This is a genomic window from Streptomyces sp. CA-179760 (genome assembly GCF_050937045.1).
In the GTDB taxonomy this organism is placed as follows: Bacteria; Actinomycetota; Actinomycetes; order Streptomycetales; family Streptomycetaceae; genus Streptomyces.
The window spans coordinates 9,129,508-9,151,556 of record NZ_JBNJLZ010000001.1; the positions used below are offsets into that span (position 1 = coordinate 9,129,508).

Consider the following 22,049-nt stretch of genomic DNA (forward strand, 5'->3'; position numbering starts at 1 on the left):
TCGTGGGTGTCAGCTGCCGTGGACACCGACCTCGGAGAGGGAGTAGCCCCAGTCCGTGCCGCGTTCCAGCCCCTGGACGCGTACGTACCTGGCCGGTGTGCCGGCGAATCTCGCGGTGTCCAGGCCACCGTCGCCCGCCGTCGTGGACCAGGCGGTCCGCCAGTTCGTTCCGTCGGTGGAGAGCTCGACGCGGTACGACTTCGCGTAGGCGCGATCCCAGTCGAGGGTGACCCGCTCGACGCGCTTCGCGGACCCGAGATCGAGCTGGTACCACTGGTCGTCGCTCCAGTCGCTCGCCCAGCGGGTGCCGCCGTCGCCGTCGACGGCCCGGTGCGGCTTGTAGCTCGTGAACAGGCTCCACTCCGAGGAACTGGCCGACGCGGTGGCGCCGGTCGCCAGATTGACTCCGGCCTCGTGGTTCTCGGAGGTCCCCCAGGTGTCGAGGTAGGACTCGGCGCCGCGGAACAGGTCGTCCACCACGTCCTGGCCGCCGACCCGGCGGATGTCCTCGATCCAGTCCGGGACGAGACCGTAGTGGGCGGCGCCGTCGGTGTTCAGGTCCCAGGTGCGCTGACCGGTGGTCTGTCGGTCGATGACGGAGCCGCCGTCGACGCTCTTGAAGGGGTAGGTGACCTTGTTCGGGGCGTCCGCTCCCCGCGGGCCCGGCCAGCCGCCGACGCCGTTCATGTCGGTGCCGTACCCGTAGCCCACCCCGTACTTGTCACGCAGGGCCTCGGTGCGCTTCGCCTCCGAGACGAAGCCCTCGGAGCCGTGCATGTACTGGGCGATGAAGCCGCCGAGACCGTAGACCCGCTCGGTCCAGTCCAGGTCCATCCAGCTGTGCGAGGAGAGCACGCCCGGGTAGGACTCGGCCTCGAAGATGTCGAGCACCCGGCCGGTGGCCTTGACGCTCATGTGGTCGATCTCCAGCATCATCCCGCGTTTCATCATGCCGCGGGCGGCGTACTCACCGAGTGCGGTGAGCCCTCTGACGTTGCACTGGGCGTCGGCGCTGTACGAGGGGACCTCCTCGCCTGCCGGGAGCTTCTTCTCGGCTTCGGCGGCCGAGGCGTTGCCGATGGGGTTGTCGGCTTGCGGCCCCTTGCACTGCTCCGTCTTCCAGTAGGTGCCCGTCGACAGGAACTGCCCGACGTTGATGGCCGTTCCGAGCGAGCCCGAGTCGAAGCGGACACCGCACAGCGCGTTGTCGAACTTGTGGCACAGGAACATGCTGCGCACGCCCAGCGCGTGCAACTCGTCCAGGCCCTTGTCGATGTCGGCCCTGCTGCACTGCGCGATGTCGAGGATCTGCTTGCAGCCGAAGGGCTCGGACGTCTCCACGCCGAGGACGACAGCCAGCTTGCCCTGCTCGACGACCTCACGGGCCTGTGCGCTGTCGGTGACGATCCGGAAGAAGCCCTTGCCCGGCCCGCCGTAGATCTTGTCGATGTAGGCCTGCATGTCGTACGACAGCTTGGCCTGCAACCGGATGGACGTCATCTCGTCGCAGCCGCGGTCCTTGAAGAAGTAGACCGAGCAGATCACGCCGTTGGTGACGAGGTCGTTGACCAGCACCCGCTGGCCGCCGCGCCAGGCCCGCTCCACCCAGGCGTAGTAGTTCTGCTGGTGGGTCAGCGAGTCATGGGCCGGCCAGTCCTTGAAGGTGGGCCAGCCGTTCGGGTCGTGCTTGCCGTCACCGCCGTTGGTGATGAAGTCGAAGATCGCGAGGGACCCGTCCGGGTAGTGCTCGGGACAGTCTTTGAGCGCGTCCGCGACGCCCTGCTCGGAGAACGGCTTTCCGCAGATCAGACGGCCGCCGAAGGCCTCGTTGGAGAAGATGTGGTCGTGCGCGTCGACGAAGCCGCGCACCTCGCCCCGGGCATTGGTGCCGGTGAAGGGCTCGCCCGTGACATCGACCCCGGAGTCCGGCGCGGGCCGCGCGGTCGGGTTCCACCAGTCGGTTCCGGCCGCCGAACTCGGCGTGGGGCCGAGCGCGATCGACAGCACGAGCAGGAGGAGCGACGCAACGGTGATGTTCTTGCGTCTGCGGTACGGGCGTCCGGAACTGGTCACAGCCCACGTCCCTCGGTCGGCGGGATGGCGGGGGTCGACGTATCGGGCCGTCCTTGGCCTTGTGGGCCGGAGAGCGACAGCCCGATTGTCATGACCTCGCCCATGGTGCGACGAGGATGACCACTGCCGCCGTACGAGTCAAGAGTCCGGGACAGATGACCTACTGACGGGGCACCAGGAAGGCATCACGGGCGGGAGCCGGATCCGCGTCGAGGGAGCCGTCCGCGAAGGGCCGCCGCGAGTCCGACCGGCGCCACGAGCAGCACCACGGCCCCCTTCGAGTCCCGGGGAGCGGCTTGGCGTAGTAGGGGCGGCCGAGCCGGGCGGCGCGGAACCAGCGGGTGCCGGTCAGTCCCTTCAGCGCCGGCACGGGAATCCGGCTGTTCGCCTCGTCCGTGCGGAGGGTCAGAGTCCAGCGCCCCGGAGACAGCTTCCTGACCGGCAGACGGGCGGTGAACCCGGTGCCGCCACCGTCCGGCGCGTACCGCAGGGGCACCTCTCGCACCGAGCCCGAGTCGCCTTCGGCGCGCAGGGCCGTGGGCCCGGGGCGGCGTGCTGCTTCATCCGTCAGACGTCCGCTGACGACGAGTGTGCCGGGCGCGGACGTGTCCCAGACGAACCCGGTCACCTGGCAGACCGGCTCGCCGTCGGTCCGCCGGATGTCCAGGGAGAGGTTCCCGTACGGAGTGAAGAAGGGACGCGCGGTGGTGGGCTCGTGCCCGGGCCGGGAGTTGGCGGCAACGACCTCGCGCCGCGGCGGGGCGGTCCGCTCGCCGTTCGCGTCCGTCCGCGCCTGCCGGAGTCTCACGGTCCGGCTGACTCCCTCGGCCCGCACGTCCAGATGGAGGTCCCACACCCCGGCGCCGAGCGGTGCGCCCGAGTTCACGGTGCTCAGGTCCACCTCGACGAGGAAGCCGGTGGTCTGGTCGTCGGGCTGGTGGGAAGCGGTGCGGACGGTCACGGGTACATGGATGTCCGGGTGCGGGAAGCCGCGCGGGCGCAGGATCAGCCGGGTGGTGGGCTCCAGGGCGCCCAGGGACTCGATACGGGCGTGGCCGGCGAGCCGGAGCACACCGCCGTCGCCCTTCCATGCCGCTTCGGCCAGCTCATGGCGGACCGGGAGCCGGTCCGTGGCGTCGAAACAGGCGTCCGGGACCGCCTTCGCGGGGTCCCGGAAGAAGGGGTGGCGCCAGTAGACGCGGCCCTTGTCGACGACGTTGCCGCGCGCCGCGTCCTCCTTGGCGTGCCGGGCCACGGTGATGAGGTCCTCGTACCGGTCCGCGCGCAGCAGGTGGACGATGAGCCGGTCCGGCGGGGCGAGCTGCTGGAAGACGCCTTCGGTGACGTAGCTCAGTGCCCACGTCCGGAACTGCGGATAGAAGCGCTCCCGAGCCTGCTGTTCGCTCTCCTTGGGCAGCAGCGCGCGCAGCGGCCCGCACAGCTCCCACTCGACGTGGCGGCGCATGATCTGGTCCCGGCGCGGGCCGGGTTCCAGATAGCGGGCGACCGTCTCGAAGCACAGCCGGGTGCCGTCCATGCGGTGGACGAGGCCGGCGGCGGTGAGGGTGAGATTGTTGCCGTTCTGGCGATTGCGCGAGTAGTAGCAGTCGTAGTCGGCGACCACGGAGATGCCGTCGGCGTTGAGGAAGGCCGCGGCGGTGAACGGCTTGTCCTCGCAGTTGCGGTACGGCGGGAACCTCAGGTCCAGCCGCTCGATCAGCGAGTGCCGGAACAGCTTCCAGCAGCCCAGGGTGCGATAGGCGGCGGAGGAGAAGACGTCGGTCCGGGGCTGGTTGTGCGAGAAGACGGCCGTCGGCACGGCACGACCGCCCACGGACACCATCCTGCCGAGGACCACGTCGGTGCGGTTCTCGTCCGCCATCGCCACCATGCGGCGCAGGGCGTCGGGGCCCAGGTAGTCGTCGGAGTCGAGGAAGAAGACATAGTCACCGACGGCCATGTCCAGCCCGGTGTTGCGCGGGCCTCCGGCTCCGCCGCTGTTGGGCTGGTGCACGACCCGCATTCCGGGGCAGGTGCGCGCGAGCCGGTCCAGCTCGTCCGCGGTGCCGTCGGTCGAGCCGTCGTCGACCGCGATGATCTCGATCCTGTCCAGGCCGAGCGTCTGCTCCATGACGGAGGTGACGCACTTCGTCAGTTCCGGCATGGAGTTGTACGCGGGGATGATCACGCTGACGCGGGGCGGATTCGTACGGAACATCATGACTCCCCTCTCCTTGGAGCCTCCGGCGCGTTCAGGCCCGGTCGCCCCGCGAGAGGCGTCCCCATACGCCGACGGAGTGTGTGAACCACCCGTTCGGCCCCGGGAGGACTCCGCGTCACGACGCCCGGTGAGCCTCCGCGTTGCGTACGAACAGCGTGTGCAGATCACGCACGGCCCGGGGGACCGAGACGGCATGGCGGCGCTGCAGCACCAGCAGCACATCGGTCTCGTCACCCGCCAGCGGCCGTACGGTCAGCGTGCCCCGCCGCTCCAGGGGATCGCCGAGGACGCTGAAGTCCGGCAGCACCGTCGCCCCCAGCCCCTCGGCGACCATCAGCTTGCCCATCTCGGCGCCGTCGGTGGAGTACGAGAAGGACGGTGTCCGGCCGCGCAGCAGCCGGTGGACGTAGCGGTGCATGACATAGCCGGACCGCATCACGATGAGAGGCTCGGCGAGGAGGCTGTCCACGTCCACCGTGTCCAGGGCCGCCAGCGGACTGTCCGGGCGTACGCACACCACCGGCCGCCCGCGCAGCAGCTCGGTCGTCTCGAAGCCGGGCGGCATGTCGTCGCCGTGGAGGTAGTTCACCAGCCCCAGGTCGAAGGCACCCTCCAGCAGCCCGCGGTGGATGTCGGCCTGCTGCGCGCCGACCACCTCGACCTGGGTGGCCGGGTGTGCGGCCCGGAACTCCCGCACGGTCGGGATGAGCAGCGGAACCGTGGCCGTGTTGACCGTGCCGAGCCGCACCATGCGGCTGACGCGATGCTGGTCGCCGGCCGCGCCGCGCAGCCGGTCCACCGCGTCCAGCACCGTCATGATGTGCGGCAGCAGCTCCCGGCCCTCGTCGCTGACCTTCGCCCCCGACCGTTTGCGCTCCAGCAGGTCCACTCCGAGTTCCCGCTCCAGATTGCGCACGGTCTCGCTCAACGCGGGCTGCGACAGATGGAGTTCCTCGGCGGCGCGCCGCAGTGAACCGAACCGGGTGACGGCGGCGATGTATTCCAGCTGTTCCATACGCACGACAGGAGACTGCGTGCCCCCGCGGGCCCGGTTCAAGGGAATCCCTGTCACAACCTCGTGAATACCGACTCTCACCATGTGGAATAACCACCCGGTCTGCTTGACCGGCCGGACCCCCGCTTGGTTGGATCGTTGACATGAAGCAACTGGACCTCACGCAGCGACGCCACGTCGATCTCGCGCGTGTCTCCAGCTCCTGCTGTCGCAGCCGCGTCTGAGCGCAGCGCACCCGAGGGAAACCCTCCCACTCGCTTTCTGCGCCCCTCCCTTCCTGAATTCCGGTCCCGGACGTTCTCCGTCGTCATGACTGCTTTCCCGGGACCGCTGTTCCAGCGCGCCTGAATTCCCCTCGCGTGCACGATTCCGTGCCGACGCCTGTGTGTTTCGCGTGCCTTTCCGCTCTCCCAGGAGTCCCCCATGCCCCTACCGCCCGCATCCGACGCCGTCCGTTTCGCCTACTGGGTGCCGAACGTCAGCGGCGGCCTGGTCACCAGCACCGTCGAGCAGCACACCGACTGGGGCTACGACTACAACCGCGAACTGGCCGTCCTCGCCGAGAACAACGGCTTCGACTACGCCCTCAGCCAGGTCCGCTACATGGCCGGCTACGGTGCCGAGAACCAGCACGAGTCGACCAGCTTCAGCCTCGCCCTGCTGCTCGCCACCCAGCGGCTGAAGGTCATCGCCGCCGTCCACCCCGGCCTGTGGCACCCGGGCGTCCTCGCCAAGCTCGGCGCCACCGCCGACCACCTGTCGAACGGCCGCTTCGCCGTCAACGTCGTCAGTGGCTGGTTCAAGGGCGAGTTCACCGCACTCGGTGAACCGTGGCTGGAGCACGACGAGCGCTACCGGCGCGCGGAGGAGTTCATCACCGCCCTGCGCACCATCTGGACCGAGGACCACGCCGAACTCGCCGGTGACTTCTACCGGGTGCGCGACTTCTCCCTCAAGCCCAAGCCGCTGAACACCCCCGAGCGCCCGCACCCCGAGATCTTCCAGGGCGGCAACTCCACCGCCGCCCGCGCCATGGCCGGCCGGGTCTCCGACTGGTACTTCAGCAACGGCAAGGACTTCGACGGCGTCACCGAGCAGATCGCCGACGTACGCGCCTCCGCCGCCGAGGCGGGCCGCACGCCCCCGAAGTTCGGACTCAACGGCTTCCTGATCGCCCGCGACACCGAGGCCGAGGCCCGAGAGCAGCTCCGCGAGATCGTCGCCCACGCCGACACCGAGGCCGTGCACGGCTTCCGCGACGCCGTCCAGCAGGCCGGACAGTCCACCGCCGACGGCAAGGGCATGTGGCAGGACTCCGGCTTCGAGGACCTCGTCCAGTACAACGACGGTTTCCGCACGGGCCTGATCGGGACACCGGAGCAGATCGCCGAACGGATCGTCGCCTACAAGCGGCTCGGCGTCGACCTCTTCCTCCTCGGCTTCCTGCACTACCACGAGGAGGTCGAGTACTTCGGCAAGCGGGTGCTGCCCCTCGTGCGCGAACTGGAGGCCCAGGAAGCCGGCTTCGAGCCCGCCGCGGCCCACGCCTGACCCCACCGCCCGCCCGAGTACAGCCACGAAGGGAAGAGCCCCGCATGGCCACCATCGTCTCCGTTTCCGGCAGCCCCTCCGCCGCCTCCCGCACCCAGCGACTGCTGCGCCACCTCGACGCCCGGCTCACCGCCCAAGGCCACGAGGTGATCCCGCTCGACGTCCGGAACATCCCCGCCGAGGCCCTCCTCGGGGCGGACTTCCGCCACCCCGAGGTCGTCCGCGCCACCGCCCTGGTCGAGCAGGCCGACGGGGTCGTGGTCGGCACCCCCGTCTACAAAGCCGCCTACTCCGGACTGCTGAAGTCCCTGCTGGACCTGCTCCCGCAGTACGCACTGGCCGGAAAGACGGTGCTGCCGCTCGCCACCGGCGGGTCCGTCGCCCACGTCCTGGCCATCGACTACGCCCTGCGTCCCGTGCTGAGCTCCATGGGCGCCGCGCACATCGTCCCGGGCTGGTTCACCCTCGACACGGACATCACCGTGAGCGACGACGGCTCCCTGGCCGTCGCCCCCGGCTCGGCCCAGGCACTGGCCCAGGTCACGGACCAGTTCTCCACCGCGCTGGGCGGCCGTACGACACTGCTGGCAGCCACCGGATGAGCGCGGACCGTGTGATCGCCGACGACGCCGAGGCCCTGGCCGTCGCCGCCGACCTGGCCGCGGACTTCCGCAAGGAAGCCGCCGAACGGGATGTGCGGCGCAGGCTGCCGCACGCGGAGCTGGAACGGCTGTCCGCCTCGGGCCTGTTGGCCGTCAGCGTCCCGGCCGAGTTCGGCGGCGCGGACGTCCGTGCCGGGACGCTCGCCGAGATCTTCCGGCTGCTGGCCTCCGCCGACGGCAGCATCGCCCAGATCCCGCAGAGCCACTTCGTCTACGTCAACGTGCTGCGCCGCCAGGGCACACGCGCCCAGCAGGAGTTCTTCTTCGGCGAGGTACTGCGGGGCAAGAGGTTCGGCAACGCACAGTCCGAGGCGGGCACCAAGCACGTCCAGGACATCCGCACCAGGCTGGCCTCTCGCCCGGACGGCTCGTACGTCCTCGACGGCGTCAAGCACTACTCCACGGGCGCCCTGTTCGCCCACTGGATCCCCGTCCTCGCCCGGGCCGACGACGACACCCTGCACGTGGCGTACGTGCCCCGCGACGCCCCCGGCCTGACGATCGTCGACGACTGGGACGGCATGGGGCAGCGCACCACAGCCAGCGGAACCGTCCGCCTGGAGCGAGTACACGTCCCGGCCGACCGGGTCCTGCCCCACCACCTCACCTTCCAGGGGCCTCAACTCCACGGTGCCGTCGCTCAGTTGCTGCACGTCGCCATCGACGCGGGGATCGCCTCCGGCGCGCTGGCGGAGGCCGTGGAATTCGTCCGTACGAAGAGCCGGCCCTGGTTCGAGAGCGGGCTGGAGACGGCCGCGGAGGATCCGCTGCTGATCCAGCGGTTCGGTGAACTCGCGATCCGCCTCCGGGCGGCCGAGGCCCTGCTGCGGGAGGCCGCCCAAGCGGTCGACGCCGCCCGGGAGGACCTGACCGACGACTCGGCCGCCGAGGCCTCGATCGCGGTGGCCGCCGCCAAGGTGACCGCCGCGGAGACCGCCGTCGAGATCGGCAGCGCCCTGTTCGAGGTCGCCGGCACCCGCGCGGCGCTCGACTCCCTGGGCCTGCACCGCCACTGGCGCGACGCCCGCACCCACACTCTGCACGACCCGGCCCGCTGGAAGGTCCAGCACATCGGCCACTACGTCCTGGGCGGCACCCGGCCGCCCCGGCACGGACTGCTCTGACCCGCCTCCCACCTCACGATCGGAGACCCCTCGTGTCCCTCACCTTCCACTGGTTCTTGCCCACCAACGGCGACAGCCGCCATGTCGTCGGCGGCGGCCACGGCACCCCGGCCACCGCCTCCGGCCGGGACCGGCCGCCGACGGTCGCCTACCTGAGCCAGATCGCCCGGGCCGCCGAGGACCTCGGCTTCGTCGGCGCCCTCACCCCCACCGGCGCCTGGTGCGAGGACGCGTGGCTGACGACGGCGATGGTCAGCCAGAACACCGAACGGCTGAAATTCCTGGTCGCCTTCCGGCCCGGCTTCGTCTCGCCCACGCTCGCCGCGCAGATGGCCTCCACCTTCCAGCGGCAGAGCGGCGGACGGCTGCTGCTCAACGTCGTCACCGGCGGGGAGAGCCACGAGCAGCGCGCCTACGGCGACTTCCTCGACAAGGACGCGCGCTACCGCCGCACCGGCGAGTTCCTGCAGATCGTGCGGGAGCTGTGGGAGGGCAAGACCGTCGATCTGCACGGCGAGCACCTCCAGGTGGCGGACGCGACGCTGGCCCGGGTGCCCGACCCGGTCCCCGAGGTCTACTTCGGCGGCTCCTCGCCGATCGCCGGAGAGATCGCCGCGCGGCACGTGGACGTGTACCTCACCTGGGGCGAACCGCCCGCGCAGGTCGCCGAGAAGATCGCCTGGATCAGGAAGCTGGCGGCCGAGCAGGGCCGCACCGTCCGGTTCGGCATCAGGCTGCACGTCATCACCCGCGACACCTCCGAGCAGGCGTGGGCGGAGGCCGACCGGCTGCTGGACGGCTTCGACCCGGAGACCGTGGCGTCCGTGCAGGCAGGGCTGGCCCGCAGCGAGTCCGCCGGGCAGCAGCGCATGCTCGCCCTGCACGGCGGCGGCAACCGGGACGGCCTGGAGATCCACCCCAACCTGTGGGCCGGCATCGGCCTGGTGCGCGGCGGGGCGGGCACGGCCCTCGTCGGCAGCCACGACGAGGTCGCCGAACGCATCAAGGAGTACGCGGCCCTCGGCATCGAGGAGTTCGTCCTGTCCGGCTACCCCCACCTGGAGGAGGCCTACTGGTTCGGTGAGGGCGTCCTGCCGAGGCTGGAGGCACAGGGCCTGTGGCAGCACCCCTTCCCGCGGGTCGCGGCCGCCGCTCAGGTCCCCTTCGCGGGAGCGGGAAACCCACGGTGACGCACGTGATCGCCGACGACGCCGAGGCGGTCGCCGTCACGGCCGAACTCGCCGCCGGGTTCGCCCGTGAGGCGGCCCTGCGCGACGCCGAGCGCATCCTGCCGCGCGCCGAACTCGACCGGCTGTCCGCCTCCGGGCTGCTCGGCATCACCGTGCCCCGCTCCCACGACGGTGCCGAGGTGGGCGCGCGCCCCCTCGGCGAGGTCGTCCGGCTGCTGTCGGCCGCCGACGGCAGCATCGGCCAGATCCCGCAGAACCACTTCTTCTTCGTGGAGGTGCTGAAGGAGAACGGCACAGCCCCGCAACGCGACCTGTTCCACGCCGAGCTGCTGGCGGGCCGCAGGTTCGGCAACGCCCTCGCCGAGAAGGGCACCCGGCTCGCGCTGGAGTTCGTCACCCTCCTGAAGCCCCGCCCCCGACGGCTCCTACACCCTGACCGGCACCAAGAACTATCCCACCGGCGCCCTGTTCACCCACTGGATCCCGGTCTTCGCCCTCGCCCCGGACGACAGCCTCACCGCGGTGTTCGTCCCGCACGACGCTCCCGGGGTCACGGTGGTCGACGACTGGGACGGCATCGGGCAACGCGGCACCGCCAGCGGCACGGTGCGGTTCGAGGATGTGCGCTGCTCACCGCGATCACCGCCCCCACCGACGAGCAGGCCCAGGCCAAGTACGACGACCTGATCTCCTACGCCTCCCACGAGGGAGCCCTCGCCCACTACGGCGGCTGGAGCGGCCTCGACCTGTCCGAACTCGCGCCGGACGAGCCCCCTGGAGTACGTCGACACCGAAGCCGTGCGTGCCGCGCTGGCGATCTTCTCCACCGCCGATCCGACCCGCCGCTGGACCCCCGACCAGGTGGCCCGCTATCTGGGCATCGGCGGCATCGGGCCGGTGGTGGTGGGCTCCCCGGCCACCGTCGCCGACGAGCTGGAACGCTGGGTGGAGGAGGCGGACATCGACGGTTTCAACCTCGCCTACGCCGTGACGCCCGGCACCTTCGCCGACTTCGTCGACCTGGTCGTCCCGGAGCTGCGTTCCCGAGACAGGCTGCCGGAAGAGCCCGCCGCCGCCACCCTGCGCGAACGCCTGCACGGCCCGGGCTGCGGGCCTCGTGTCCGGGCCGACCATCCGGCGGCCGAGTACCGTGACTGGCCGTCCGGGGAGCGGCAGTCGGCCGAGGGACGCATGATCAGAGGGGGGTTCGGCACGCGCAGTGAGTCCGGCGGCCGGGCCTTGGCTAATCTGCACGGGTGACCACCGACCTGACCCTGCTGCCGCGTGTCGCCTACCGCGGACAGGAGGTCACCGCGCCTCGGCTCCGGGGCCTCCTCGCGCTGCTCGCGGGCGACTTGCGCACCGGCTGCGGCACCGACCGGCTCGTGGCGGGGCTGTGGCCGGACGCCTTGCCGGAGCGGCCGGGAAAGGCGGTGCAGGTCCTGGTGTCCAGGGCGCGGGCCCAGCTCGGCGCCGACGTCATCGCCAGCACACCGACCGGATACCGGCTCACCCTCGCCGAGGAGCAGGTCGACAGCTCCGCCCTGCTGCGGCACGCCGCCGCCGGCGCGGACCGGGCCAGGGCCGGGGACCACGCCGGGGCACTGGCCGCTGCCGAGGCCGGGCTCGCGCTGTGGGAGGGGACCGCGGACCAGGGCGGCGACAGCGACGATCCCGTGGCCGCGCTGCGCACCGAGCGCGCCCCCGTGCGCGGCACCCTCGTCCGCGCGCGGGCGCTCGCGCTCGCGCGGCTGGGGCGGCACGCGGAGGCCGCCGGGCCGCTGGCCGCCGTGGCCTCCGAGCATCCGCGCGACGAGGAGGTGCTCGCCGAACTCCTGCGCGCCGAAGCCGCGACGGCCGGCCCTTCGGCAGCGCTGACGCGGTACGAGGCCTACCGCCGCGAGCTGCGCGACGAACTCGGCACGGACCCCGGCGCCGGGCTCAAGGCCGTACAGCGGGAGCTGCTGCGCGGCGAGGCGCCCGCGGTCCGGCACGGTGTGCCGCACGAGCCGAACCCGCTCCTCGGCCGGGACGAGGACATCGCGGCGGTTAAACGGCTGTTGCGCGCCTCCCGCGCCGTCACCGTCGCCGGCCCCGGCGGCCTCGGCAAGACCCGGCTCGCGCACGCCGTGAGCCGCCGGGCCGAGCAGCGCGTGGTGTACTTCGTGCCGCTCGCCGCCGTCACCGCGGACGCGGACGTGACGACGGAGGTGGCCTCCGCGCTCGGCGCGGGCGAGGCACGGCCCGGTGCCGCCATGAGCGGCCACGACCCCGTGTCCGCCATCCTCGGCGTCCTCGGCTCCGGCCCCGCTCTGCTGGTGCTGGACAACTGCGAGCAGGTGATCCGGGGCGCCGCCGACCTCGTGCGGGCACTGGTCTCCGCTTCGAAGGACCTGCGGGTGCTCGCCACCAGCCGCGCCCCCCTCGGGCTGACGTCGGAGGTGGTGTACGCGCTGCCGGAGCTCGGGCTCGCCACCTCCGTCGAGCTGTTCACCCAGCGGGCCCGGGCCGCCCGGCCCGGCGTGGAGCTCCCGCCGGACGCGGTGGCCGAACTGTGCCGCCACCTCGACGGGCTGCCGCTCGCCGTGGAGCTGGCCGCGGCGCGGGTGCGGGTGCTTTCGGTGCCGGAGATCGCCCGCCGTCTCGGCGACCGGTTCGCGCTGCTGCGCGGCGGGGCGCGGGACGCGCCGGAACGTCACCGCACCCTGCACGCGGTCGTGGACTGGAGCTGGAACCTCCTCGACGAGAAGGCCAGGGCAGCGCTGCGCCTGCTGTCCGTCTTCCCCGGCGGCTTCACCGGCGAGGCGGCGGAACAGGTCCTGGGCGAGGACGCGGACGCGCTGTTCCTGCTGGAACAGCTGGCCGATCAGTCGCTGCTCACCGTCGCCGACACCCCGGCCGGTGTGCGGTTCCGGATGCTGGAGACCGTACGGGAGTTCAGCGCGGCCCGGCGCACGGAGGCGGGCGAGGACGAGGAGGCCGTCGACCGGTTCCTCGCCTGGGCACGGGACTTCGGAGTCGCGCACCACGACTGGTTCTTCGGCTCGGGACCACTGTCCGCCTGGGAGTTGATCAGGGCCGAGCAGGACAACCTCGTCCCGGCCCTGCGGCACGCCCTCGCCCGTACGGACGGTCCCACCATCGCCGCACTCACCGCGGTCCTCACCGCCCTGTGGTCCACCGGCTCCAACTTCACCCGCCTCACCACCCTCGCCGCGGACACCGGCCCGCCCCTGTCGCACTACCACCCCGAGCCCGAGTACGTCGAAGTCGCCCGCTCCGCAGCGGTGTTGTCCACGGCGACCCTGTTCATGGGCTACGGCCCGCACGTCGTACGCCAGCTCGTCACCCTCCGGCGGCTGCCCCCGGCCCCGCCGGACACCCTGGTGCGCGCCATCGCGATCGTGCTGGGCGCGGTCCCCGAGATGGTGCCTCCCGACTACGAGGTGCTGCGCAAGCTCTGCGACAGCGAGCAGCCGCTGCTCGCCGGCATCGCCGAGTGCGTCGCCACCTACGTCTGGGAGTACGAGCACGACATCGACCGCGCGCACGCCTCGGCTCGGCGGATCATCGCCGCACTCGCGCCGGTCGACAACCCGTTCCTGCAGGTCATAGGCCACGCACGGTTGGGCGAGCTGTGCCTGAGGACGGAGCGGGGCGAGGCCGCGTACGAGCATCTCAAGGCGGCGCTGGAGGCGCTGCCGCGGCTCGGTGACGAGCACGACTCCATCGGCGTGCGCGGTGGCCTCGTCCTCGCCTGCCTGCACCGCGGCGACCCCGACGAGGCCGAGTACTGGCTGCGGCAGTCGGAGGGCCACAACGCCCCGCAGCAGGACGACTTCCACAGCCACGGCCTCGCCGGGCGCGCCGAGATCGCGCTCGCCCGCGGGCTGACGGAGGTCGGGCTCGGCCTGTGGCGCGGCGCCGTGGAGGGGATGGCCGAGGTCGGCCCGGTGGACGGCGGCGATCCCTTCCTCGACCGGTGGGTGCTGCAGATCCAGTCGGCGGCGGTGACGGCGCACGCGCACGTCGGCCGTCTCGAGCTGGTCGCGGACGTGGCCGACCGGCTGCGGCAAGAGCTGCGGAGCATGCTCGACGGTCCGGCAGGCTCGCCCATGGAGCTTCAGTACGGGACGGTGCTGCACGCCCTCGGCATGGCGGGGCTCGCGTCCGGCGACGCCTCGGCCGTACGGATGATCGCGCTGGCCGAACGGCTGCGGGTGCTGCGCGACTACCAGCCGACGATGTCGGCGGCCCGGGCCCGGAGGGCGGCCGAGAAAGCCGACAGGGCGGCCTACGCCGACGCGGTGTCGGAGTACGCCGCCCTGGAGCGGAGCGAGTTGCGGGATGCGGCCCGCGCTGTCATGGCGGTTGCCGCTACTTCGGGTCGCGGTTGAACTGCGCCGTCGACCAGCGGTAGCCGAGCGCGCTCAGGCCGACGCACCAGGCGACGGCGATCCAGCCGTTGTTGCCGATCTCGGTACCGAGGAGCAGACCGCGCAGGGTTTCGATGGCGGGGGTGAAGGGCTGGTACTCGGCGATCGGCTGGAACCAGCCCGGCATGGTGTCGGCGGGGATGAAGGCGCTGGAGATGAGCGGGAGAAGGATCAGCGGCATGGCCATGTTGCTGGCCGCCTCGGGGTTCGGGCTGGCCATGCCCATACCGACGGCGATCCAGGTGAGGGCGACGGAGAACAGGGCGAGCAGGCCGAACGCCGCGAGCCATTCCAGCGGGGTGGCGTCGGTGGAGCGGAAACCCATGGCGACTGCGACGGCACTGACCAGGACCAGGCTGGCGAGCACCTGCAGCACGCTGCCGAGGACATGCCCGATGAGCAGGGAGCCCCGGTAGACCGCCATCGTCCGGAAGCGGGCGATGAGGCCCTCGGTCATGTCCATGGAGACGGCGATCGCGGCCCCGATCACAGTGCTGCCGATGGTCATCATCAGCAGGCCCGGAACGATGTAGGCGATGTAGTCGGAGCGGTCGGCGCCGCTGCCGCCGATGCCCGCGCTCATCACGTCGCCGAAGATGTAGACGAAGAGCAGCAGCAGCATGATGGGCGTGAGCAGCAGGTTCAGCGTCATCGACGGATAGCGGCGGGCGTGCAGCAGATTGCGGCGCAGCATCGTGTTCGAGTCGCGGACGGCGAGGGAAAGGGCGCTCATCGGACGTTCTCCTTGGACTGGCTGGGCTGACTGGGGACGTTGGCGGGGCCGGTGAGGGCGAAGAACACGTCGTCGAGGTCGGGGGTGTGCACGGTGAGCTCGTCGGCCTCGACGCCGGCGGTGTCGAGCCAGTCGAGGATGGAGCGCAGTTCGCGCTGGCTGCCGCCGCTGGGGATCTGCAGTGCGAGGGCCTCGTCGTCGCGGGTGACCTCGCGCAGCGCGGAGGCGGCCGACCGGTAGGCGTCCGGGTCGGTGAAGCGCAGCCGCACATGCCCGCCGGGGATGAGCCGCTTCAGCTCCTCGGCGCTCCCCTCGGCGGCGATCTTCCCGTCGTGCAACACCGCGATACGGTCGGCGAGTTCGTCGGCCTCCTCCAGGTACTGGGTGGTGAGGAAGACGGTCGCCCCGTCGGAGACCAGATCGCGGATGATGCCCCACATGTTGTGACGGGAGCGGGGGTCGAGGCCGGTGGTGGGCTCGTCGAGGAAGATGATCCGCGGGTTGCCGACCAGCGTCATGGCGAGGTCGAGGCGGCGCCTCATACCGCCGGAGTAGGTGGAGGCGGGCTTCTTCGCGGCATCCGTGAGGTCGAAGCGCTCCAGCAGTTCGGTGGCCACCCGCCGCCCCTCCTGCCTGGGCAGGTGGTGCAGGTCGGCCATGAGGAGCATGTTCTCCTCGCCGGTGATCAGCCCGTCGACGGCGGAGAACTGCCCGGTGACGCCGATCGCGGACCGCACGGCCTGCGGGGCGGTGGCGAGGTCGTGGCCACCGACGTGCAGCTCGCCCGCGTCGGAGGTGATGAGGGTGGAGAGGATCTTGACGGCGGTGGTCTTGCCGGCGCCGTTCGGCCCGAGCAGGGAGAAGACCGTGCCGGCCGGCACCGCCAGATCGATGCCGTCGAGGACCGTCTTGTCCCCGTAGGCCTTGCGCAGCCCCTGGGCCGCGATGGCGAGTGAGTGCGAGGTCGTTGTGGTCATGCCGCAGAGCTTGCGGCAGGGCGCATTCAGCGCGGTTTCACGACGGTTTCAGCGCCCTGGAACCGGGCGGCGAAGAGGCCGCGATCTACGCTGTCGCCGCATAGCCGAGGCGGGACAGGCAGCGCGGGGGCATCGGGTGGAGTGGGAACTTGGGGCGGCCGGCCTCGCGGTCGGGATGCTGACAGCCGTGGTGACCGCGCCGGTCGGCGTCTCCGGGGCGGTGTTCCTGCTCCCGGTCCAGCTCAGCGTCTTCGCCGTGCCCAACCCGGCTGTCACGCCCACGAACCTGCTCTACAACGTGGCGGCGGGCCCCGGCGCCCTGCTGCGCCACCGACGCGACGGCGCCCTGGCGGGACCACTCGTCCGCCGTCTGGTGCTGGGCACCCCGCCCGGTGTCGTCCTCGGAGCGGGCATCCGCGTGTTCGCCCTTCCGGGCCCGAGCGTCTTCCGCCTCCTGGTCGCCGCGCTGATGCTGCCGCTCGGCAGCTGGCTCATCGCCCGGACCCTGCGCCCCGCATCCCCGGAGATCCGGCGCCCCGAGCCCGCGCCCCGGACCGTCACCCGCCTGGCCCTCGCGGTCGGCGTGGTGGGCGGCGTCTACGGCATCGGCGGCGGCTCGATCCTCGGCCCCGTCCTGGTCGGGCGCGGCGTCCCCGTCTCCAAGGTCGCCCCGGCCGCGCCAGCTTCCACCTTCGCCACCTCGGTGATCGGCGCCGCCACCTCGCCGTGCTGTCCCTGGCCCACAGCGGCAGCATCGCCCCCGACTGGTTCCTAGGCCTGTCCTGCGGCCTCGGGGGCCTCCTCGGCGGCTACCTCGGAGCCCGCCTCCAGCCCTGCCTGCCCGAGCCCCTCCTCCGCCTCGTCCTCGGCGCTCTGGCGACGGCGCTCGGCGTCCTGTACGCGGTCAGCGCGTTCCGCTGATCCGCGCACGGGAGCCCCGAGACACGCGGCGGGAATCATCGAACCTCATCCGTCACTCGCCTTTCAGACATCGGTGTTTCGGACAACTCCTGCCGCCCGACAGCGGCTTCAGCGCGGCGTTCACGCGTCCGAGCCCTTGCCGCGCCCGGGACCGTACGCGTCCGGAATCGCTCGCGTTCGATTCCCGATCCGGGTCGTTATGCCGTGCACCGCCGAGCCACCCAGGCGCGGCATCGACCCTGAGGAGGCATACAGGTGACTGTGACCGACACCTCGACCGACAACGCGAAGACGCCGCCCCCTCCACCACCGGCCACCATCAACTTCGAGGGCAAGTTCGGCAAGAACCCGCTGGCAGACGCCGGTTTCAGCGCGATGTGCTGCCGACTGCCCTCCGTCCTCGTGCACACCGCCCGGATGGCGTGGGCCGTCGACAGGCCCGGCGTCGTGCTGCTCCTTGCCTGCCAGTTGCTCACCGGCACCGCGGCCGCCGTCGTCCTGGCCTTCACCGCACAGGCCATGACCCACATCCTCGGCTCCGGCCTCGTGTCCGAACGCCTGCACGCGGCGCTGCCCGCCCTGATCGTCGTGACGGCGGCCGCCGCCATCGGCCGCGTCAGCAGCGCCCTGGCCACGTACGCCGACGGGAGGATCACCCCGCTGCTGATGACCGAGGCCGACATCGCGCTCGTGACCGCAGTGTGCCGCGTGGAGTCGAGCGCCTACGGCGAGGACGGATTCGCCGACCGGCAGGAGGCCGCCGAGATCGGCGTCACCCGCACCCGGCTGATGGTGCAGGACGCCCAGCGGTTCATGTCCGCCCTGATCCGCATGATCGCCGCGAGCGGCGTGGTCACGACACTGCACCCGCTGCTGCTTCCGCTGCTCCTGCTGGCCGTTCTCCCGGCCGGCGTCGGAGCCGTCCTGTCCGCACGCGTCGACTACGAGACCCACTACCTCAACCTCGCCGACCGCAACGTGCGCTCCATGATGCGCTGGTGGGCCACCTACTCCCGCTTCGGCGACGAGGTCCGCGCCAATGGCATGACCGGCTATCTCACCTACTGGTACCGCGCCCTGTCCGACCGGATCGACCAGCGCACCCTGACCGCCGCGCCGCGCATGCTGCACATCTCCCTGGGCGCCGGCGCCCTGGGCGGGACCTTCCTGCTGTGCACCTGGTCCACTCTCGCCTGGTTGGCCGCCACCGGCCGTATCGCCCTGCCCGTCGCGGCCACCGCCGTGATCGCCGTCCAGACCACACTGGCCGCCCTGTCCCAGTTCGTCATCCACGGCGCCGCCCTGTTCCACACCTCGCTCTACCTCGCCGACATGCGCTCCTTCCTCGACATGGCACAGGAACGCGCCCCCAGGCGCGGGGAGTCGGCCATCCCGGAACGCGTGGACCGGATCCGCCTCGACGAGGTCGTGTACCACTACCCGGGCAAGGAGGAGCCCGCCGTCGCGGGCGTGTCGCTCACGCTGCGCCGCGGCGAGATCCTGGCCGTCGTCGGCGAGAACGGCTCGGGCAAGTCGACTCTGACCAAACTCATCACCGGGATCCTGCTCGCCGACAAGGGCCGCGTCCTGTGGGACGACACCGACCTCGCCCAGGCCGATCCCGACGCCGTGTGGAACCGCACCGCGCTCGTCCCCCAGGACTTCGCCTGCTGGCCCCTGCGTGCCCGCGAGAACATCACCCTGGGCCAGCCACGGACGGACGACGACGGACCGGTGTGGGACGTCGTCGACGCCGTCGGCATGCGCGAGGCGATCGAGAAACTGCCCCGGCGGCTCGACACCCTTCTCGCCAAGGAACTCTGGGGCGGTGCCGAGTTGTCCGGCGGGCAGTGGCAGCGCCTCGCCTGCGGCCGCGTGCTCTACAGGAAGACCCCGCTCCTGATCCTGGACGAACCGACCTCGCAGATGGACGCCCGCGGTGAGCACGCCATCTTCCTGGAGATCAAGCGCATCGCCGCCGAGCGCATGACGATCGTCGTCACCCACCAGCTCGAGAACACCAGGCTCGCCGACCGGATCCTCGTCATGGACCGGGGCCGGGTCATCGAACAGGGCACGTACGAGGAGCTGGCGAACGCCGGGGGACTCTTCGCGGAACTCGTCTCCCTGTCACAGGACCGGTGAGGCCGTGGCGGAGCGCTTGCCCACGGCAGGCGCGAGGACGATCGCCACGGCGGTGAAGACGAGGACGACGATCATGGCGACGCGCAGCCCGTAGTGCTCGCCGAGGAAACCGAGACACGGGGGCCCGACGAGGAACGCGACGTAGCCGATCATCGCCACCAGGCTGACACGCGCCGCCGAGTCGGGCCCGGAGTCACCGGCCGCCGAGAGGGTGACCGGGAAGCCGAGCGAGGCGCCCAGGCCCCAGAGAAGAACGGCGACCCCCGCGAGGACGGCCGAGTCGGCGAACACGACGACGGAGATTCCCAGAGTCGCGCAGACGGCGCTGGCCCGGACGACGGGGGCGCGGCCGATCCGGTCGATGACGAGTCCGCCGGCGAAACGGCCGATCGTCATGGCGGCGGCGAAGCCCGTGTAGACGGCCGACCCCAGGGCGGGGTCCGCGCCGTGGCCGTCGACCATGAGCAGGGGCAGCCAGTCGTTGGCGGAACCCTCGGCCAGCGCCATGGCCAGGATGACGCCGCCGATCAGCAGCAGCCGCGGGTCCTTCCAGACCCGCGACTCGGCCGGTGCCGTGCCGGCGCCGGGCCCCGAGCCGGCGTCCCCCCGGGTCCGGCCGACCGCGTGGGGGATGGCCCGGAAGGCATGAACGAACATGACCGCCGTGACGGCGGCCATGCCGGTCAGATGCCACTGCACAGGCCAGGAGACAGCGGTGCACAGAATGCCGAACGCGGCCCCCACGACAGTGCCCAGGCTGAAGAACCCATGGAGCGTGGGCAGCACCGTCCGACCGGTGATGCGCTCGACGTCGGCGCCGTCGATGTTGATCGCCACCTCCCCACCGCCCATCCCGGCCCCGAACAGGAACAGCCCGGCGGTGGTCGCGGGGGCGGAGGAGAGCATCGTCCCGCCGCCGATGACCGCCATGCTCAGAATGACCAGCAGCGTCGCGACGCCCATGACGGGCCGGGTGCCGAACCTGGCCACGAGCGTTCCGGAACTGAGAATGCCGATCATCGAGCCGACGGACAGCCCGAACAGGACGATGCCCATCTGCGCTGTCGAGACATCGAGTTGGTCCCGGATGTCGGGCGTCCGCGTGACCCACGAGGAAATCGACAGGCCGGGTATGAGGAAGAAGAGGAACAGCGCCGCTCGGCGGCGGCGCGTGGCCAGGTCCATCAAGACTTGCTCTTTCATGGGATGTGCCGGACGTCCGATCGTAGTCATGGGGAGAGCCGGGTAACACGCTCCGACCTCCAGGAACGGATCGCTTTCCACGCACAAAGATGCGCCAGGTCGTCGTTGACCTGCGTCCAGGGGCAGGGCCAGGGTGAAAGGGACATCGGATTCCGGTCACCTTTTTCCGGTCACCGAACTGAGTGCGGAAGGCCGCGATGCTTCAGACAGAAACCCGGGAAGACACCGAACTCGGAAGAAGACTCCTCTTCCAGCGCTGCCTCTGGTGCGGCACCCCGGCCTACCGACGGTCGTACTGCCGTGCGTGCGGGGCCGTGGCCTTCCGCCGCGAATCCAGTGCGGGCGCCGGAGTCGTGGTCCGCCGCAACGGCCAGGTTCAGCAGAACACGTGGTTCGTCGCGATGGACGAGGGCTTCAACCTGCTCTGCCAGGTCACCGGAACGGCGCCGGTCGTCGTGGCGGTGGGCGCCCGGGTGACGGTCGTACGGGGCGTCGCTCCGAACGGCCAGGGCCTCCCCGTGGTCGAACTCGGCCACCCCGCAACGCTGTTGCGGCAGTGGTGGTGACAGGTCACCGCTCCAGAACCCCGCTCGAGGGAGGAGGGTGCGTGAGCACCCAGGACAACAGGCCGGACGGACGGGGCGCACTGGGCGGCGTGCGCATCGCTGACTTCTCCCGGGTTCTCGCGGGCCCCTACGCCACCATGCTCCTCGCCGACCTGGGCGCCGACGTCGTCAAGATCGAGCGGCCGGGCACCGGGGACGACACCCGGGCCTGGCGGCCTCCGGCGGACCACGACGGTACGTCGACGTACTACCTGAGCGTGAACCGGAACAAGAGGTCGGTCGCCTTGGACCTGGCCACGGACGCCGGCCGCGAACAGGCGCGGGCCCTGGTCGCCGAGTGCGACGTGGTCGTGGAGAACTTCCGGCCAGGCACGATGGAGCGGCTGGGCCTCGGCCACGAGGAACTCCGTGCCCGGCGCCCGGAGCTGATCTACTGCTCGATCAGCGGCTTCGGCAGCGGCCCGGGGGCGGCGATCCCCGGATACGACCTGCTCGTGCAGGCCGCCGGAGGCCTGATGAGCGTGACCGGGGAGGCACAGGGTGAGCCGGTGAAGGCCGGTGTGGCCCTCGTGGACGTGATCACCGGGCTGCACGCCTCACTCGGCGTCCTCGCCGCCCTCCGGCACCGGGACGCCACCGGCGAGGGGCAGCTCGTGGAGGTGAACCTGCTGAGCTCCCTGCTGTCGGCCATGGTCAACCAGGCCTCGGCGTTCGCCGTCGCCGGCGTGGTCCCGGGCCGTATGGGCAACGCGCACCCGAGCATCGCCCCGTACGAGACCTTCCCCACCGCGGACCGACCGCTCGCCCTCGCCGTGGGCAACGACAAGCAGTTCGCGGCCCTCGCCGAGGTCGCAGGCGAACCCGGTCTCGCCCTCGACGACCGGTTCCGCACCAACGCCGACCGCGTCGCCCACCGCAGCGAACTACGGACGATCCTGACCCGGCTGCTGAGCACCGGGGGCGCGGACCACTGGTCGGCGGTCCTTCTGGCCGCCGGAGTACCGGCCGGCCCGGTCAACAACCTGGACGAGGCGTTCGGCTTCGCCCACGCACTCGGTCTGCCCGGCATCGTCGACCTCCCCGCCGGCGCCTCCGGTACCGAAGGGGGCAGGCCCTCCCGTCAGGTCGCGCACCCCGTCGCACTGAGCGCGACGCCCGCGCGGTACCTGCTGCCCCCGCCCCTGCTGGGACAGCACACCGACGAAATCCTCCGCGGCATCTCCGGCCGCTGA

At 71.5% G+C, this 22,049-nt stretch carries 16 protein-coding genes and 2 pseudogenes; 12 read left to right on the forward strand and 6 right to left on the reverse strand.

Going from position 1 to position 22,049, the window contains the following annotated elements; genetic code table 11:
* Positions 1-9: 9 nt before the first annotated feature.
* The 3 genes from ACQEV8_RS41320 to ACQEV8_RS41330 all read right to left on the reverse strand — a co-directional run bounded on the left by ACQEV8_RS41320 (position 10) and on the right by ACQEV8_RS41330 (position 5,315).
* The gene (locus ACQEV8_RS41320; RefSeq protein WP_432971736.1) at positions 10-2,073 is read right to left on the reverse strand and encodes a discoidin domain-containing protein; all 2,064 of its coding nucleotides are present in this window, start codon (positions 2,071-2,073) and stop codon (positions 10-12) included.
* A 160-nt stretch (positions 2,074-2,233) separates the two neighbouring features.
* Positions 2,234-4,294 carry a glycosyltransferase family 2 protein gene (locus ACQEV8_RS41325; protein ID WP_432971739.1) on the reverse strand — a complete coding sequence of 687 codons (2,061 nt, stop codon included), beginning with the start codon at positions 4,292-4,294 and terminating at the stop codon, positions 2,234-2,236.
* A gap of 115 nt (positions 4,295-4,409) precedes the next feature.
* Entirely contained in the window at positions 4,410-5,315 is a 906-nt protein-coding gene (locus ACQEV8_RS41330) for a LysR family transcriptional regulator (protein WP_432971742.1), read from the reverse strand.
* Positions 5,316-5,452: 137 nt separating this feature from the next.
* On the opposite strand from ACQEV8_RS41330, the gene ACQEV8_RS41335 reads away from it, so the two are divergent.
* The 8 genes and pseudogenes from ACQEV8_RS41335 to ACQEV8_RS41370 all read left to right on the forward strand — a co-directional run bounded on the left by ACQEV8_RS41335 (position 5,453) and on the right by ACQEV8_RS41370 (position 14,233).
* Complete coding sequence (locus ACQEV8_RS41335) at positions 5,453-5,533, forward strand: putative leader peptide (protein ID WP_432973376.1); 81 nt, start codon at positions 5,453-5,455, stop codon at positions 5,531-5,533.
* A gap of 199 nt (positions 5,534-5,732) precedes the next feature.
* On the forward strand, positions 5,733-6,860 hold the full coding sequence (gene sfnG, locus ACQEV8_RS41340; protein WP_432971745.1) for a dimethylsulfone monooxygenase SfnG: 1,128 nt from the start codon (positions 5,733-5,735) through the stop codon (positions 6,858-6,860).
* A 44-nt stretch (positions 6,861-6,904) separates the two neighbouring features.
* Entirely contained in the window at positions 6,905-7,462 is a 558-nt protein-coding gene (gene ssuE, locus ACQEV8_RS41345; protein WP_432971748.1) for an NADPH-dependent FMN reductase, read from the forward strand.
* Positions 7,459-8,646 (forward strand): SfnB family sulfur acquisition oxidoreductase, encoded by a 1,188-nt coding sequence (locus tag ACQEV8_RS41350; RefSeq protein WP_432971751.1) that lies wholly within the window; start codon positions 7,459-7,461, stop codon positions 8,644-8,646. Before ssuE ends, ACQEV8_RS41350 begins: the two co-directional genes overlap by 4 nt.
* Before the next feature lie 32 nt (positions 8,647-8,678).
* The gene (locus ACQEV8_RS41355; RefSeq protein ID WP_432971754.1) at positions 8,679-9,836 is read left to right on the forward strand and encodes an LLM class flavin-dependent oxidoreductase; all 1,158 of its coding nucleotides are present in this window, start codon (positions 8,679-8,681) and stop codon (positions 9,834-9,836) included.
* Positions 9,833-10,460, forward strand: a pseudogene (locus ACQEV8_RS41360) (acyl-CoA dehydrogenase family protein); the annotation flags it as partial. The gene ACQEV8_RS41355 and the pseudogene ACQEV8_RS41360, both read left to right, overlap by 4 nt.
* 174 nt (positions 10,461-10,634) lie before the next feature.
* Positions 10,635-11,096: a hypothetical protein gene (locus ACQEV8_RS41365; RefSeq protein WP_432971759.1), complete on the forward strand. Its 462-nt coding sequence runs from the start codon at positions 10,635-10,637 to the stop codon at positions 11,094-11,096.
* Entirely contained in the window at positions 11,093-14,233 is a 3,141-nt protein-coding gene (locus ACQEV8_RS41370) for an ATP-binding protein (RefSeq protein WP_432971762.1), read from the forward strand. The genes ACQEV8_RS41365 and ACQEV8_RS41370 overlap by 4 nt, the downstream gene beginning before the upstream one ends.
* Here the strand turns inward: ACQEV8_RS41370 and ACQEV8_RS41375 are convergent.
* Complete coding sequence (locus ACQEV8_RS41375; RefSeq protein ID WP_432971765.1) at positions 14,214-15,005, reverse strand: ABC transporter permease; 792 nt, start codon at positions 15,003-15,005, stop codon at positions 14,214-14,216. The genes ACQEV8_RS41370 and ACQEV8_RS41375 overlap by 20 nt on opposite strands.
* Positions 15,002-15,982 carry an ATP-binding cassette domain-containing protein gene (locus ACQEV8_RS41380; RefSeq protein WP_432971768.1) on the reverse strand — a complete coding sequence of 327 codons (981 nt, stop codon included), beginning with the start codon at positions 15,980-15,982 and terminating at the stop codon, positions 15,002-15,004. Before ACQEV8_RS41380 ends, ACQEV8_RS41375 begins: the two co-directional genes overlap by 4 nt.
* A 175-nt stretch (positions 15,983-16,157) precedes the next feature.
* On the opposite strand from ACQEV8_RS41380, the pseudogene ACQEV8_RS41385 reads away from it, so the two are divergent.
* A pseudogene (locus tag ACQEV8_RS41385) lies at positions 16,158-16,903 on the forward strand (TSUP family transporter).
* A gap of 255 nt (positions 16,904-17,158) precedes the next feature.
* Positions 17,159-19,048, forward strand: a complete 1,890-nt coding sequence (locus ACQEV8_RS41390; protein WP_432971771.1) for an ATP-binding cassette domain-containing protein — start codon at positions 17,159-17,161, stop codon at positions 19,046-19,048.
* Here ACQEV8_RS41390 and ACQEV8_RS41395 read toward each other — a convergent pair.
* Positions 19,034-20,233 carry an MFS transporter gene (locus tag ACQEV8_RS41395; RefSeq protein WP_432971774.1) on the reverse strand — a complete coding sequence of 400 codons (1,200 nt, stop codon included), beginning with the start codon at positions 20,231-20,233 and terminating at the stop codon, positions 19,034-19,036. The genes ACQEV8_RS41390 and ACQEV8_RS41395 overlap by 15 nt on opposite strands.
* A gap of 215 nt (positions 20,234-20,448) precedes the next feature.
* On the opposite strand from ACQEV8_RS41395, the gene ACQEV8_RS41400 reads away from it, so the two are divergent.
* Both ACQEV8_RS41400 and ACQEV8_RS41405 read left to right on the forward strand, forming a co-directional pair.
* On the forward strand, positions 20,449-20,817 hold the full coding sequence (locus ACQEV8_RS41400; RefSeq protein ID WP_432971777.1) for a Zn-ribbon domain-containing OB-fold protein: 369 nt from the start codon (positions 20,449-20,451) through the stop codon (positions 20,815-20,817).
* A gap of 41 nt (positions 20,818-20,858) precedes the next feature.
* The gene (locus ACQEV8_RS41405; RefSeq protein ID WP_432971780.1) at positions 20,859-22,049 is read left to right on the forward strand and encodes a CaiB/BaiF CoA transferase family protein; all 1,191 of its coding nucleotides are present in this window, start codon (positions 20,859-20,861) and stop codon (positions 22,047-22,049) included.